Origin of the sequence: Allomuricauda sp. MMSF_3307 (genome assembly GCF_030733585.1) — a bacterium.
GTDB lineage: Bacteria > Bacteroidota > Bacteroidia > Flavobacteriales > Flavobacteriaceae > Flagellimonas.
On record NZ_JASHIQ010000002.1, the window covers coordinates 800,585 to 815,223 of the forward strand.

The following is a 14,639-nucleotide window of genomic DNA, read 5'->3' on the forward strand; positions in this document are numbered from 1 at the left end:
AATCCCCTCAAAGCCTAGCGATTTCTAATAGCCGGCCAATGTTAAAATCTCGTTGGGAGGGAGCTCGCTCAGTTCAAGGATGTTCTTGCCCGATGCTGCCAAGGCCTTGCGCACGATATAATTCCCCGTTCGGTAACCCACGGATTCCCTACCGTCGGGATGCTGGAACATCCAGTGCTGGTAATTGGCATTGATGGGCAGGGCCAAAATTTCGGTTGCCCATTCCTCGGCCACTGTGGCTTCGGGAGGGCTATCGGCTTCCATGGCTACGGTGTACGCTTCCGAAAACACCACGGCAAGCCCCTCGTTCACCGCCGCGATATGGATGCCCGGTCCAAATTTATTGTCCTGAATGGCCCAACCTCGGTATAGGTGGTGAAATTCATGAAAAATGGTATGCTCCAAGGCCGTTTCGGCCGCTTTGACAACCCCACCGGGGTAGGTCTCGGATATTTGGATCACCACTTGGGGAGGGGAGTTGGTCTCCGTTCGGCCGGTAACCCCACCGACCACATCGATGTTCCAATCCACGATTTCCACCGCTACGTTGATGCTATCGGGCAGGTTGGGCAACAGTTCCCTGACCTTTAGTTCCGATGTGTGGACAATGTCTTGTATGAGTTCTTCCTGTGCCGGCGTAAAGCGCGATTTACCTTCGGTAAAGGTTACCACTGAGCTGGCTTGGAATGTTTTGCCCGGAGAAGGGTTGCAACTGGCGATGACGCTATATAGTGCACATAGCGCTAGGATTTTGATGGATTTCATGAATGTTCGTTTGTTTAAAGACTGATGAGATCCGAAATTGTTACATGAATAGAAAAGAGGTGTGGGTGGTTTTGACTATGGAGTGTGAGTGGCACTATGGATTATAAGTGTATCCCGGTATTATTATTCTGCAATCTTTTTTAATAATTCCGCTGTTTTTGGTTCAATTTCCCCATTAAACTTTAGTTTGGAAGCTTTTTTACCCGTTAGCATTTGATAAAAAACGCACGCATTTAAAAAAGCTCCATAGACATTGGGATGGATATTGTCTTCGTATACGTTGACTTCTGGATACTCCGTCAAAATTTGGTAGAATTTGTTCCCATTTTCCGATGCTGTGAGTCCATACTTTTCGGCCACCAAATCATACGATTCGTTGATCAAAGCAAACTCCTGTTCTAGATCCGCTATTTCTGGAGAGCAATACTCATCATTTTCCAAGTTATGGTCAATAGCCCATTTGGAATAGCAATATTGTTTAGGGTATTCCTTTTTTGAAGGCCAAGTTTTAAATAAAATGAACTTACAATCTTTATTTGAAATTCGATTCTTGATTTCTTCAATTGCGGTTTCAACTTTGTATTTTTTGGCCTCCGGAATTAATAGTCTGACGGTGCCTTCCTGCAGAATTATGACATCCCAATCCTTTTCGGATAGTTTAACCTCTGTTTCGGTTTTTTCACCATCTTCCTTTCTTCGCGTATTGATTTGATCCTCGGTTCTTAATTCAATGATGTTGTTCAAATGCGCATCCAATGACATTCCGGGAAATGTACTATGTTCAATGTTAAAATTAGAGGAAGTCTCGTTCAACATTTGTTGTAAAGTTTCCGGCATATCATGGTAATAGGTCAAACTATTTCCAATAAACAGTACGTCGATTTTTTCGGTTTCCTTTGTTTCCTGAGATTTACAATTAACAGCAATGAATAATAATAATGGTAATAGAATATGTTTCATGAATTATAGCTAATGGTCTCGGTTATTCGTGTTTAGTCTCTTAAAAATAGGGAATCTTAGTTTAGGGGAGGAGGGAACAATGAATTATAGCCAGTGTTATCTCTTGTTTTTATCAAGCCCGTGAACATTGATAAAAACATTTTCTGTTTCAGATTCACTATCAATAGGTAGCTTAGACCATATTAACCTTGTACTATCTGGGGCATTGAGTAAATCAATCCTACGATATTCTGTTACGAGGCCAATAATTGTATCATTGTTATTTTTAAACTCAAAATCAACGTAATTTTTACCTTTTGATTCAAAAGTGGTAATATCTGTACTATCTCCTAATTGGTTTACGAAATCAACTGTGATTTCTCTGTCTACAACAGGGTCTTTAATTGAGTGGTCTAACTCTAAGTGGAGAGTAATTCGCCCCTTAATAATGCTGTCTTCTGCCATTTTAGCCTCAAAATCATAAAAATTACTTTTTGAGTAATCTATTTCTCCATTAGTATAAATTTTTCTATTCCAGCAAAGAGTGTCGCCATATTCGGAAATATACAATTCCAATTCACTTAATTTTCGTCCATTCTCATCCACATATTTAACCCATATCTTTTCAAATTTAGTTAACTTGATTTTAGTGGAATCTTTTTCCAAATTGTATTCTGTTGAATCGTTTTCAACAGTCGATATTGGATTATTTTTTGCAACAGTACTGTCCTTGCAACTCCAATTGAAAATTAAATGAAGAAATATAAATGGATATATGTAAAAAGTGTTTTTCAAAATAAGAGATAACGGTCTCGGCTATGAGTAGTTGCGTGGGTTAGCACTTAACTTTGCAAGCCTGCCCGGAGCAAAGCCGAAGGGTAGCAAGAATTCTCCGTTTTGTTGCTGATTGGGGGTTTGTACAACGGTTACAGGTGTTAGCATTAGTTTTTCAATTTAAATAGATATGTGCTTAGTGACACACCTATAAAGACAAGGCATAGCAAAATGAATGGTGTCCATGGCGCATTTAAAGTCCAAAAAAACAGTCCGAAAGTGCTTATTGAGTATAAAAGTGATAGAAAACCGAACCAAAATTTTGTTTTGGAACTTAAATCTTTAGCTTTTTCATGAAAATCTTGTCTTTTCAATAATTTGTCATAATGAATCCACATTAATATACCCACCAAGATGATGGCGGTGATGACAAATTCCGTTTTCCCAACACCTTCAAAAGATAGACCTGCCAAAAGTCCGATCGTTAAGGCATTTAAAGCGTGCAAAATGGAAAGACCAGATATAGCCGACCAAAAAGGGTCCCAAGTATTTGTCCTAGCGAAGCAGGAGTATGTGCTGAAAAATATTTTTTCGTAGAAATTCAAATTAAATAGATGCTAACGGTCTAGTATAACCGTCAGTTACGGGTTTATATGCGTTAATTTTAGGTTTGGCACAGACTTTAGCAATTCCGAGTGGATTCGGACGTAGTCGAATCCGCCGTAATTGCGGTTATACATTGTAGCACCAGTTTTTTATTTGTCCCAACCATTTTTCTTTACATTTTCGATGTAATCTCTAAATTCAGTTTCAGAATATTTGTTGTGTCTCCCGTCATAAGTACTACTATGAGAATTATAAGGGGACAATTTTCCGAAAATTACTAAACTTCCTTTCAATCGCCTTTCAACAAGTCTTGCTCCTTGCGGTAAAGGTTCTTCATTATATTCGTTTTCATCCCAATGCGACCGTGATACGTAATTTAAAGGACTCAATTCGCATAGTTCTTCTCCAAATTCAATGTAATAATCATATACTTTAGTTTGAGGAATTTCATTCAATTCTATTCTAAAATATGACCAATCTAAATTATCAAAAGAGTTAAAAGTCAAACTTTTAGGCGAAATTATTTCATTTCCAGCAGTCTTAATTTCGATACAGTTTTTTTCGTTAGAATCAGATGTACCATGAAGGTCTAATCCACCACCGCTTGGATAAAAAAGATGATTAGAATTATCGTAAGAACCCAATTTGTTCAAAAATTTTTGTATTTCAGATAATTCAGTCCATTCGCAAAACTTAGGAATTCCATTAGGAAATACTTGCTCTAATATAAATTTCCATTCTTTCATATGTTATATTTGTTTTTTGATTCAAATTGTTGCCCACGGTCTTGTATATGAAAAGTAGCGGTTTTTTGTGCACTAACTTTTCGGTTTGTAACCGACATTAATTTATTATTTATCTTTTGTTTAGGCACTAAACCGCTATTTTTTATATACGTTGTTAGCTGCTGGCTATATCCCGTTTCTTTCCGAGTTCAGGTTTTACTATTTCGGGTTCGTCATAAATTTCCCTTAATAAATCAAGATAGGACGTCTCATAATTTTCATCCTTTCTCATATCAATATGTATATATTGTTGCATAAATTCCGGAATACTTTTCGTTTTGTCTCCGTTTCTCAAAACAGGAATGATTTTCTCATTCTCCGTTTGATTTTCATAAAGTTTGGCATTCATAATAGAGTACTCGTATCCAACTCCTCCTGCTCGTTTTTCAGCTTTAAGTTTGTAATTTGGCGTGAATACTATTATAATTCTATCTGCTTTTTTAATGGATGTTTCAACAAAATGTGGTAGACTTTTTCCTGGTCGAAGCTCATATCTGTCGAGGATTACGTTTACACCTTCACTCATTAATTTATTTGCTAAATCCAGAACCCATTGTTTGTGTTTTTCATCGTCCCAAGAGTATGAAATAAAAATAGTCGATGTGCCTTCTAAAACTGTTTCTTTCTTTTCTACTTGAATTGAAGCCTTTGCGGTAGTTGAGCTTTCTCCAGAGATAAGAGCTTTTATTGGAATAACTCTCTCCTTGTCAAAAGGTTCTACCATTTCCAAAATTCGATCAACAAAGACAATTCTTGTCCTTTCGTCCAAATCCATTAATATGTCGTAGTAAAAAATTCTCCGACTTGTGCTTTTTCCTTGTTGATTTCTTAAATCAATATATTGAGTATAGTCCGGATGATATTTGTCGAACTCTCTTAAAGTATTGATAAATCTTGGACCTGAAAAATAAGTGCTGGTATCGCCTTGATTATTGATTATTTCAAATAATCTATTATAAATTTCAATCCAATTGATCTTATCAATTTTTCTATGTTCTATCTTTTTATCCTCTTTTGGCAAACTACTTTTGTGTTCTTCAATAATGGATTTACAAATTTCTTCATCTGGAAACAACGAAGCATAATTGTATGCAGATTCTCCTTTGCTTTGAGTTGCTAATTCAATGACCAATGTTTTGTAATTAGTGTCGGTCAGTCCGAAAAAATTACCATTATGCAGTAAAAAAAGCTTCTGTAGGTCATCAAATTCTATGCTTTTCGACTTTGTTTTAAGTTTTCTGAAAAATTCTGATTCAAATATTTCAGTTGAATATTTTAAAAGAGTGTCAGATTTGATTTCCTTCCGATGTTTGTATAAAAAATCCAATACAGGTTTCCAGTTTTCCGACTGAATGTAGTTTAATATTTCTTCCTGATTGATAGATTTCATTTTTTTCAGCTTGCAGCTAACGGTTTCTGCTATGAGTAGTTACGTGGGTTAGCACTCAACTTTACAAGTAAACACCAAACTGAAAATCCGCAAGGATTTTCAGAAGTAGGCGAGAACAAGCAATTACTTATAGCCATTGTTAGCTGCAGATTTTTAATTTAATTCATATCCTTTAACAATTTTCTCAAATATTTTTCTCGAATTTTCTGTCTTAAAAAATGAATCCAAGAACAAGTCATCAAGAATGATAGGATTTTGTCCTTGCTTTAAATTTCTCCTAAAAATTACTTCCGATTCTATTTTATCACTACTTTCAATGCTCCCACAAACCTGTTCTGCTTTTTCAATAAGTTTATCATTGGTATTGTCATATAATCTAATTCCTGAAGCCGGAAGTATAGTGTTTTCAAAGACATTTTTTCCATATAAACTTACATTCTGAAAAGTTAAATTCGTCAAGTCACAATTCTTAAATACCGTTTCATTATTCTTTACTTTCGGATGTATATCGTTTAGTATTGGATTTTTCATTAGTCCAGAAAATTTACAATCATAAAAATGTTGTCCAGTAAATAAGTCAATTCCGATAAATTGACAATTTTCAAATCGACAGTTTGTATAAATAGCAGGTGTTCCAAGCGAACTATATTTTCCATAGAACTTACATTCGATAAAAGTACTGTCTGAATATTTAGAATTAAATCCGAGATAGCAGTTTTTAAAATGAACATTCCTAAACGTTACGCTTTTAATATCTGCTTTTTTAACTGTCAGTTCTTCAAATAAAATATCCGAAAACTCTTTGTTTTCAATTCTGCCATTCCAATCTATTTTATGTTCTTTGGTTTTTTTCATTCAATTTGCAGCTAACTCGTTTATATCAACATAAAATACATCTATATACCCCCAAAAAGGCCTATAATCGATGTATTTCATCCTCGTTTACTAATTTCACCGAAATTTCTCTCAAAAGCAATAGCGTAATCTTCCCGGTTGTAAGAAGTTATCAACTTGTCCGGTTTTCTGTTTCGGTAAACAGGTGGGTGGACTATTCGACAGTAATCATGTTTAAATGCTCCTTGGAGCCTGTCATCTGCCAATGGGTCAGCGATATGGGAATACAGCCCATGCTATTTAGGGTGTCAAAAAAGTCCTTAAGCACAAAGTCCTCCCCATTGGCCTCTTTTTGATGGGCGTATGCGGCCATCGCACTTTCCAACAAGTACTTTCCGGTAATGTAGCTGGTGCCATACCCGGGTTGGCGCAAATAGAGGTGCTGTTCAAAAATGAGCAGTTCCTTTTCGGTTTTCATCCAGCCCCTTGGGGTGTATTCGCTATGGATGCCGCCGGCTTCTTCCATGGTCATTTCGTTGGCGTGGGCGTAGAGGGAGCCCAAGCCCCGTGCGGCACGCTGCGCGATCATGATGTACACAATCTCGCGCGCCCTCAGACTGTCTTCGTACAGGCCCGCCTGCATAAACATTTCTTCCACGGCGGTTGCGGTTCCCTCGTTTCGGGAATCCCAAATGTTGTACAACAAAGGTCCTTTCCGGATTTCACTGGGATGCGGCTCCGTATCCATACGCGCCAGTTCAAACCAATGGTAAAAATGGGAGTAGAGCGGTCTGGGGTCGTAATGTTCCCCTATAGTGAAGAAATTGCGTTTTTCTGCGGGAATGAACTCGCCCAAGTGCTCGCGTAGGGCGGTATCAAAATAGGGTTTTACGGTTACGATGTCCTGTTGGTCCAGAAAATTGATCAAACTTTTGGCGGCTTCATCAGCCATTTTATCATAGGCTTCGGGGGAATCCGCAGCGACCAGTTGGGGCAGGTTTCTGTTTTTGTGCTCCTCCAGTTTTAGGGAGGCCCACGCGCGGTCGAGTTCCCGCTTTAGAATCATGACCTCATCTTCCCAGGTCAAGGGCACCAAGTGGACATTTTGCAAATACCAGGTGTAATTCTCCTTGCCAATGCCCGAAGGGCCAGTTTTGGTCTCCGCTTCGGCCCGTAACCAAGTGGCAAATTCGTTGGTGGATGCAATGGCCTCATCGATTACGGAAACCAATTCTGCATCTGTGGCAAGACTTGGCCGTTGTTTTAGTTCGGACAACACCTCGCTTTGGGTTTCAATATCCCGAATCCCGGCAATCCATAAATCCTTGGCGTTTCCGGTCAGGTTTTTTTGTGCCTGCGCGTTTAGCGGGGCAATCACTTTTAAGTCATTTAAAAGTCTGTCCCTTTCCTCTTTTGAAAGGGGAAACCTGTAGGTCCATAGCTCCGTGGTGCCATGATGGGTGGGTCCTTCGTGGGCGGGCACATCACTACGGGCGGTCCAAACCGTTTTGTAATAGGCGGGATCACGCACCCAAGGCTTCAAAATTCGATGGTTAAAGTCATAACCGTTCATTTCGGCCCATACGATCATCCAATCCACTTGATTTTCCACGGACCAGTTGGTGGTGTCGATAGCTTGCAGTTTGGACTGTAACTCTTTAAATGTAGGCCAGCGCTTTTCAAAGGTTTCGGCCGTGTAATCGGGAGCCCCATCCAAAAGCGGTGGGTTTTCGAAGGCTCTCCATTCCTTGAACAAGGTAACGAGGTCCCCATAATCGTTGGAGGTGAATACGGTTTGGGTCTGATTCTCTTCTGAACCGTTTTTCTTTTCGGTCTGGCAGCCGATACAAAGTAAGGTCAATAACGCTAGGGTGATGGTGGTTGTTTTCAATGGGTTGCTGTTTAGTTGGTCTCTAAGTTCGTTGAAATAGGGTTTAAAAACAACAACTAAAGGAGCGGATGGTGAATTTGACCTACAATGAGCTTAAGAACGCCACCAAATCCGTCTCCTTATCCAGTTCCAATTTCTTTTTTAGTCGATACTTTGATTTTAAGATACTATCGGGCAGTACATTCAGTGTGGCCGCAATCTCCTTGGTGGTCAGGTTCATCCGCAAAAAGGCAGCCAACCGGATTTCCTTTTCGGAAATGTCCGAGTAAATGGTCTTGAGTTTCTGGTCAAAGTCGTTATGCACCTCGGCAAAGTAGGTTTTGAACACTTCCCAGTCCTTATCGGAGGCATTTTCCTTTTTTAACAGCATCACGATACGCCGAAATTCCATTTTGAACTTTTCCGGGGAGTTTTTAATGTTCTCCAGGTTGTCCATCAACTCTTGGATAAAGGTATTTTTCTGCACTAAATGCAGGGTCTGGCTGGCGAGTTCCTTTTTCTTGTGCGCAATTTCCTGTTTGTAGATTTCCTCCTGTTTTTCGCGAGCGATCTTGTTTTTCTTCATTTTCTGGCGGTAACCGAACACCAAAAGACCAGAAAGGGCTAGGGCAGAGGCCATGCCTCCGGCATACAGACCTTTGGTGAGTCGGTTCACCTCGGCCTGTGCGTTCAGCGTATTGATTTCCTCTTCTTGCAGGGCGATTTCGGCTTCTTTCTTTTCGGTTTCGTAAATGGTTTTGAGTTCTTCTATTTGCTGGGACTTTCTACTGTTGAAAATACTATCGTTTATGATTTGATATGTTCTTAGGTCCGCTATGGCATTGGTGTATTTGCCCAAGCTTTCGTGGATTTGACTACGTTCCTTATAGGATTGTCCAAGGATGGAAACGGCACCAATACTTTCGGTCATTTCAATTACACGGTCCATTTTTTTTAGGGCTTCGCCAAACTCATTGGATTGGTAATCAACTTGTGCGAGTTCTTTGAGCGAAGAAGCGATGTCGAGTTGTATGCCAGTACTTTCCGATACCTTGTACGACTCTTCCAGAAATGTTCTTGCATCATTCAAGAGCCCCTTTTTGGCATGGATTCGACCCAAATCTCGCAGCGCAGTGGATAAAGCTGATTTTACGCCCACTTCTTGTGCCAATGTCATGGCCGCTCTTTGGTACTCCTCAGCCTTTTGCATATCCCCAAGCGCTTCAGCGGCCAACCCCGCATGGTTGGCGGCATAGGATTGGTATACCTTATCATCTTCATCGCGATAAATGGCAAAGGCTTCCTCCTCATAGGCAAGGGAAGCGTTAAAATTTCCAAGCTTGTATTCAATCTGCCCCAATTGCAACAATGCATCTCCCTTTCGTACCTTGTCTCCCACCTCTTCAAAAAAACGTAACGCATTTAGGGTTTCATTAAGGGCCAGGGTATAATTGCCCTTGTCCATGTACACGCTTCCCAAAACCTCATATTCTGCGCCGATTAGGTTGAATTCCTTTAAATCGGTCTCGTTTCTGTTTTGATCATTATATAGTGCGATGTTTCGATGGGTAATTTCAATGGCCCTGTCGTAATTTCCTTTTTCACGTTCAATTCCGGCTAAGGAATGGTTGGCGAAAATTTGTCCCCTGATGGACTTTATTCCCTTGAATTTCTCCAATGAAAGCTCATAGAAATAGGTAGCTGAGTCGTTCTCAGTTCGGTTGGAAAAATAATTCCCAAATTGAAGATAGCCATTGGCAATTCCCTTTTTGTAGTCCAGTTTTTCCGAAAGGTCAAACGCTTGTTGTGCGTAGTCTCGAGCCTTATCGGGGTCCGTGAACATCATCCTTTCATGTATTCGGGAAAGCACTTGGGCTTTTTCAATGGATTCTGGAAGTTGTTCGGCGCGGGTGATTAAACTGTCCAATTCTTTTTCCCGGCCTTGGGCGTTTATGGATTGCCAAAAAAGGGAAAGCAAGCTTAAAATAATGGTGTAGTGTTTCACGAGGTTATCCTTTATGCTTTCTAAAGTAATAAATAATCCAGAGCGCTGTAACCTCCCAATATATGGGCCCAAACCCCCTTGTCCATTCATTGTCCATGGATTTGAATGGGGCTTACTTTTTTATTTATGACATAAAACATTGACTATCAAATAAATATAATATTCATAAACATCCTGAGTACAATCAATGTCCATCTCCCTTTAACCGTATTAAATCCTTGTGTGTCCATACTTTGTCCATATCAGTAAATAGGTTGGTGACGGTTTGAAGTCTAATTTCGACAACGTTGAACCCTTTAAACCAATTAGTTATGAAATCAATTTCAAAAAAAATCAACTTATGGACCCTGTTGATATGGTCCATGACATTATGCCTCGCTGTTTCGTGCAGCAAGGATGAAGGAACGGATCCTCCCATTGACAACGGAGGCGAAAACGGGGGCGAAAATGGCGGTGAGGAAAATGATGACCTGGAGGCCATCAACGCATATATTGAAAATCTATCTTACAATCCCGATGAGCTTTTAAATGTTCAAGATACGGGCGGAAGCGCCACGGAACGTACCGTAACCAATGATAATACCATAAATACAGGCCCTACATTGGGACAGCTTTTCGAATGCAGGACACAAGACTACAATTTGGAGTCCAATTTTGACGATGTGGCCATTTTGCGTCCGACCAATGGTATTGTTTTTCCCGGGGCCTTGGTCGTGGGCAACCAAGGTATGCTGGATGGCGCTCCAGACCCTTTGACCTTGGGTAGGGCACCGGTAACGCTTCGGTTGGACCTACCGGGAATTGGATCGCAAGGGAACATTGTGGTGGACAATCCTACAAACTCCTCCGTACAGTCCAGTATTGATAATGCTTTGGAGTGGTGGAACGCCAACGCTTACCAAGAGGGGTATGTGAACGCTTCCAATTCTTCCTATCAAGCTTCCACTTCCTACTCTTCCAAGCAATTTAGTTTGGATGTTGGCCTGAATGTGGAATGGGCCACGGGATCATTGGCCTCACAATTTGATTATGAAAGCACAACGGAGAAGCGATATGCCGGAGTAGTGTTCAAACAAGTTTTCTACACGGTGACGATGGACACCCCAAGCTCCCCTGGCAGTGTTTTTGATACTTCTGTAAGCCAAGCCGCTGTTGCATCTGCCATGGATTCCGATACACCACCAGCCTATGTGAGTTCCGTTTCGTACGGACGCATCATTATGGTGCGTATGGAAACCACCAATACGAATACGTCGGTTGAGTTGGATGCAGTTTTGGAATACGCTGGAGGCGTTAGTGGTGTGGGAACGGTCAACTCGACCTATGATGAAATCTTAAAAACCTCCAACATAACGGTGGTTACCATTGGCGGAAATGCCGAAGCAGCCTCCGAAGCCATCAATTTGGCGGATATTGAATCTGGCTATGGTTCTTTGAACAGTGTGATTACGGGAGAGAATGCGGTGTACAGTAGGGATAATCCGGGAGTGCCCATTGCATATACCATCCGGTACTTAAAAGACAATACGCTGGCCAAAATGGGGTATACCACGGATTATCGCGTGGAAAGTTGCCAAACATTTAGGTATGACCACGCCAGTGTTGACGTGGACAACAATTCAATTTTTGATGTGCGGTACAGGTTTATTTATAAAACCGCCGGAACCAACAATACGGTGATTGGTGGCTATAACACCGTAAACAATGGACAACGCTCCGTGAAAAGTCCACCGGATGGAGCGCACGATGTGGAAGTGGAATTCCAGTTTCAGGATGCCTTTGTTTGGAGGGCATTGGGAAGTCCTAGGCCTTATGGGTATCTGAGCAGTCAAAAGTGCTTCGAAGTGACCAATAATCTACTTCTTCAGATTACACTTTCACCCATTAGCTGTAATTAATTAGTGCTGACAGTCGGCCGCTCAAGTGGGGTTCAACCATTTGATGCCGGCTGTTTTTATTTGATTACCCTTACAACCCTTTGTTGATTAGTTCAGCCTGTTGTTCTTCCTCTAAAATGTCCGCCGCATAAATCTTGTAGAAGTCCTCCACGTAGTAATCGTGCATTCGTTGACCTTGATCCATGTAATTTCTGGAGGTTTTCAGGTAGGACAAATACTCGTCATGAGCATCGAGTGCCTTGTAGGCTTTTGCCGTATAGAACCTATTTTCGGCCAGATCATCTATCTGTTCCTGTTTTTTGAATTGCTCAATGGCCTTTTCGTATTCTCCCTTTTCCAAATACATGGCGCCCAGATAAAGGTGGTCCACCAGTCCAGGGTTGATTTTATTTTTCTTAATTCGTTCCTGAATAAGATTGATGGCAGCTTCCAGCTGTCCCAAATGGCGTAAGCAAAGCGCGACATAGATATCTGCATGGGTGTCATCGTGCACCAGTAGTTGTTCGTTCTTATTGTTGGAGTGGATAAAACGCTCCAACAGTTTAAAATCTTCCATGGCGCCTTTATAATCCCTAAAAAAGTTGAGCCTGCATCTGCCCCGATAAAGGAGATTGTTCAAGGTGTCATATTCCACGGCTTTGTCTATCAGTTTTTTCCAGGTGACAAAGTCACCGCTTTTTAAATAGGCCGTCGATTTTTCCCGATACGGATAATCCCATGTGGGGTCCAAGGTGATGGCACTGTCCAAAATGGATTGAAACTCCCTGCTGAACTGGTAGTGGCCGGCAATTTTCTCTGCTGCCAAGCAAGCTTCGTATCGTTCCATTTGTCCAGTGTACTTGTAATAATTGCAATTGGGTTGTCCCCAAACCAAGGAACCGGGCAAAAAGCATAAGTAAAGTAGTATCAATTTTTTCATGGCATTACCTTTTCGATGTTTCCTTGGTTGATTTTAAAAACTACATATTGGTAATAATCGATGGGAGTCCCATCCTTGTTTTGGATTTTCCATCCTTTGAGTTCGCGTGATAGTTTCATCAATTGGGACGATATATTTTTATCAAATGGCCGTTCCTGATAGTTTTCGTCAGCTTCCAAAAGTCGAAATCGGCCTGTTTGTCCTTCACAGTTGACCATAAACCGTATCCGTATCCATCCGGACTGTTCACTGCTTACCGGCTTATACTGTTGAAGAAAATAATCTTCCATAGCCTTCTTTTCCCCATCAAACTGTAGCCCTTGGCTCATGTTGAAGTACTGATAGACCTTGTCATCCCCATGGCAGGGCTGAAAGGATGACTTGTCCAATGTGGTGTCATGTTCAATATCCCCGACCCATCTGGGGTAGGTAGTGGTGGGAATGGGCCGCTGATTATTTTTGCCCGAAAAGTCGCAGGAAACGCTGATTGCCATTAAAAAAAGGACGAGAAAGAATTGCTTTAAATGCATTGGTATTCAAATAAAATGATTGACCACCGTTTGGGTCAGAATTATTCAATGCAAGGCCATAAAAAATGCGTGTTGCTAAAATCGCTATTTTTTCTGAACCACCCAATAACTATTTTATAGTGCATTTGTTTTTGAAAAAACTTCTTCCGTTCGAGTAGGTCTTTTTTGGTTTGTTTAGCTTGGGTTGTTATTGACCAACAGGATACGGGAAAATTGGAGGGGAAGGTTGGGGGAAGTGATTTGGTGGGGGTGGAATGAGGTCGTTATCTTGTTTGTGTATGATTCCGTAGGGAGTAAAAATCTTAGGAAATTTCCGAGTAGGATTGAATTAGATAGATTTAAGGGTGTGAGAAATTATAGGCCTTAAAAGTACTGGGCTATAGATTTAACACTTTTTTGCAGCGTATTTTTATTCATTTTGAAGATGATGACGGTATTGGTCACAGATTTTCCCATTTGGCATTTACCATATCAAAAATGTTGAACATTTTAAGTTTAAAATAGTAAGATTTTAAATCCTTTTTGGATAGGTTTTCCTGCATTTCTTGATACATCATTTCTGGATTTTCTTTTATTTCCGCTGCTTCAAATTTGTTAAATAAATTAATCCATCTCGAGTCTTCTTTTTTTGCTAATTCAATCATTTGGCGTTCACACTCAAATACGGTTACGGCGATTTTCTTATCAATTTTATGCCATGGGTCATATTCTTGAAAAGGCTCGGACTTAATGCGAAAGCCCTTATCCGAAATTACTTTATTGTACACCTCCAAATAGCTTTTTCCATTTCCATCTATTAAAACACCATCGTTGATTAATAACTTTTCATAATTATCAATAATAGCTTTGATGTCATAACCCTCTTGTTGATATTTTGAATCATAACATTGTTGGAGTATGTCATCAAGTTGAAAAGATTGTTCATTACACGATGTGATGAGAAATGCGAATGACATAATGTAAATGAATCTATTTTTCATAATCTTCCTTAAATTAATATCTAACGTTAAAGGACATGAATCGTTTTTAATACTTCGACTGCGCTCAGTACAACATGATTTATATTGACCGATACTGAATCCAGTTCAGCACAAGTAACGAAGTTCGTAGAAAAAACCGTGGCATGCAATGGGGTAAGTGACTGATTTATGACGAGTTGTGAACACGACAAATCAGGACAGCCTGTCATTTCGAACGGATGTGAGAAATCCAAAGATGGCAAAGAGATTTCTCCATCGCCAGTGCCCTCCTCATTTCGAAGAGACGACAATCATAAAAGCTGTTGATTTGTCATTCCTGTGAAAACAGGAATACATCTGCAAAA

The 14,639-nt window shown here is 40.4% G+C and carries 12 protein-coding genes; 1 reads left to right on the forward strand and 11 read right to left on the reverse strand.

Annotation, left to right across the window (positions count from 1 at the left end):
* Window positions 1-24: 24 nt before the first annotated feature.
* From RBB12_RS08020 to RBB12_RS08055, 8 genes are all read right to left on the reverse strand, one after another.
* The gene (locus tag RBB12_RS08020; protein ID WP_306012970.1) at window positions 25-765 is read right to left on the reverse strand and encodes a DUF2268 domain-containing putative Zn-dependent protease; all 741 of its coding nucleotides are present in this window, start codon (window positions 763-765) and stop codon (window positions 25-27) included.
* Window positions 766-888: 123 nt separating this feature from the next.
* A complete protein-coding gene (locus RBB12_RS08025; protein ID WP_306012969.1) occupies window positions 889-1,725 on the reverse strand; it encodes a DUF4886 domain-containing protein in 837 nt (278 codons plus the stop codon).
* A gap of 96 nt (window positions 1,726-1,821) precedes the next feature.
* A complete protein-coding gene (locus RBB12_RS08030; RefSeq protein WP_306012968.1) occupies window positions 1,822-2,499 on the reverse strand; it encodes a hypothetical protein in 678 nt (225 codons plus the stop codon).
* Between the two features lie 734 nt (window positions 2,500-3,233).
* On the reverse strand, window positions 3,234-3,830 hold the full coding sequence (locus RBB12_RS08035) for a hypothetical protein (protein WP_306012967.1): 597 nt from the start codon (window positions 3,828-3,830) through the stop codon (window positions 3,234-3,236).
* A 154-nt stretch (window positions 3,831-3,984) separates the two neighbouring features.
* Window positions 3,985-5,259 (reverse strand): toll/interleukin-1 receptor domain-containing protein, encoded by a 1,275-nt coding sequence (locus RBB12_RS08040; protein ID WP_306012966.1) that lies wholly within the window; start codon window positions 5,257-5,259, stop codon window positions 3,985-3,987.
* A gap of 153 nt (window positions 5,260-5,412) precedes the next feature.
* Window positions 5,413-6,114 carry a pentapeptide repeat-containing protein gene (locus RBB12_RS08045; RefSeq protein WP_306012965.1) on the reverse strand — a complete coding sequence of 234 codons (702 nt, stop codon included), beginning with the start codon at window positions 6,112-6,114 and terminating at the stop codon, window positions 5,413-5,415.
* Between the two features lie 193 nt (window positions 6,115-6,307).
* Window positions 6,308-7,984, reverse strand: coding sequence for a hypothetical protein (locus RBB12_RS08050; RefSeq protein ID WP_306012964.1), 1,677 nt, complete (start codon window positions 7,982-7,984; stop codon window positions 6,308-6,310).
* A gap of 82 nt (window positions 7,985-8,066) precedes the next feature.
* On the reverse strand, window positions 8,067-10,058 hold the full coding sequence (locus tag RBB12_RS08055; protein ID WP_306012963.1) for a tetratricopeptide repeat protein: 1,992 nt from the start codon (window positions 10,056-10,058) through the stop codon (window positions 8,067-8,069).
* A gap of 221 nt (window positions 10,059-10,279) precedes the next feature.
* Here RBB12_RS08055 and RBB12_RS08060 point away from each other — a divergent pair, with 221 nt between their 5' ends.
* On the forward strand, window positions 10,280-11,866 hold the full coding sequence (locus tag RBB12_RS08060; protein ID WP_306012962.1) for a thiol-activated cytolysin family protein: 1,587 nt from the start codon (window positions 10,280-10,282) through the stop codon (window positions 11,864-11,866).
* A gap of 70 nt (window positions 11,867-11,936) precedes the next feature.
* Here RBB12_RS08060 and RBB12_RS08065 read toward each other — a convergent pair whose 3' ends face one another.
* From RBB12_RS08065 to RBB12_RS08075, 3 genes are all read right to left on the reverse strand, one after another.
* Window positions 11,937-12,785 (reverse strand): tetratricopeptide repeat protein, encoded by an 849-nt coding sequence (locus RBB12_RS08065; protein ID WP_306012961.1) that lies wholly within the window; start codon window positions 12,783-12,785, stop codon window positions 11,937-11,939.
* Window positions 12,782-13,279 carry a hypothetical protein gene (locus RBB12_RS08070; RefSeq protein WP_306012960.1) on the reverse strand — a complete coding sequence of 166 codons (498 nt, stop codon included), beginning with the start codon at window positions 13,277-13,279 and terminating at the stop codon, window positions 12,782-12,784. Before RBB12_RS08070 ends, RBB12_RS08065 begins: the two co-directional genes overlap by 4 nt.
* A gap of 476 nt (window positions 13,280-13,755) precedes the next feature.
* Window positions 13,756-14,295: a hypothetical protein gene (locus RBB12_RS08075; protein WP_306012959.1), complete on the reverse strand. Its 540-nt coding sequence runs from the start codon at window positions 14,293-14,295 to the stop codon at window positions 13,756-13,758.
* Window positions 14,296-14,639: the final 344 nt, after the last annotated feature.

Excerpts from the sequence above, each read along its gene's own strand:
- RBB12_RS08020 (WP_306012970.1), bottom strand. The coding sequence starts at position 765 with ATGAAATCCATCAAAATCCTAGCGCTATGTGCACTATATAGCGTCATC.
- RBB12_RS08025 (WP_306012969.1), bottom strand. The coding sequence starts at position 1,725 with ATGAAACATATTCTATTACCATTATTATTATTCATTGCTGTTAATTGT.
- RBB12_RS08035 (WP_306012967.1), bottom strand. The coding sequence starts at position 3,830 with ATGAAAGAATGGAAATTTATATTAGAGCAAGTATTTCCTAATGGAATT.
- RBB12_RS08040 (WP_306012966.1), bottom strand. The coding sequence starts at position 5,259 with ATGAAATCTATCAATCAGGAAGAAATATTAAACTACATTCAGTCGGAA.
- RBB12_RS08045 (WP_306012965.1), bottom strand. The coding sequence starts at position 6,114 with ATGAAAAAAACCAAAGAACATAAAATAGATTGGAATGGCAGAATTGAA.
- RBB12_RS08055 (WP_306012963.1), bottom strand. The coding sequence starts at position 10,058 with ATGAATGGACAAGGGGGTTTGGGCCCATATATTGGGAGGTTACAGCGC.
- RBB12_RS08060 (WP_306012962.1), top strand. The coding sequence starts at position 10,280 with ATGAAATCAATTTCAAAAAAAATCAACTTATGGACCCTGTTGATATGG.
- RBB12_RS08065 (WP_306012961.1), bottom strand. The coding sequence starts at position 12,785 with ATGAAAAAATTGATACTACTTTACTTATGCTTTTTGCCCGGTTCCTTG.
- RBB12_RS08070 (WP_306012960.1), bottom strand. The coding sequence starts at position 13,279 with ATGGCAATCAGCGTTTCCTGCGACTTTTCGGGCAAAAATAATCAGCGG.
- RBB12_RS08075 (WP_306012959.1), bottom strand. The coding sequence starts at position 14,295 with ATGAAAAATAGATTCATTTACATTATGTCATTCGCATTTCTCATCACA.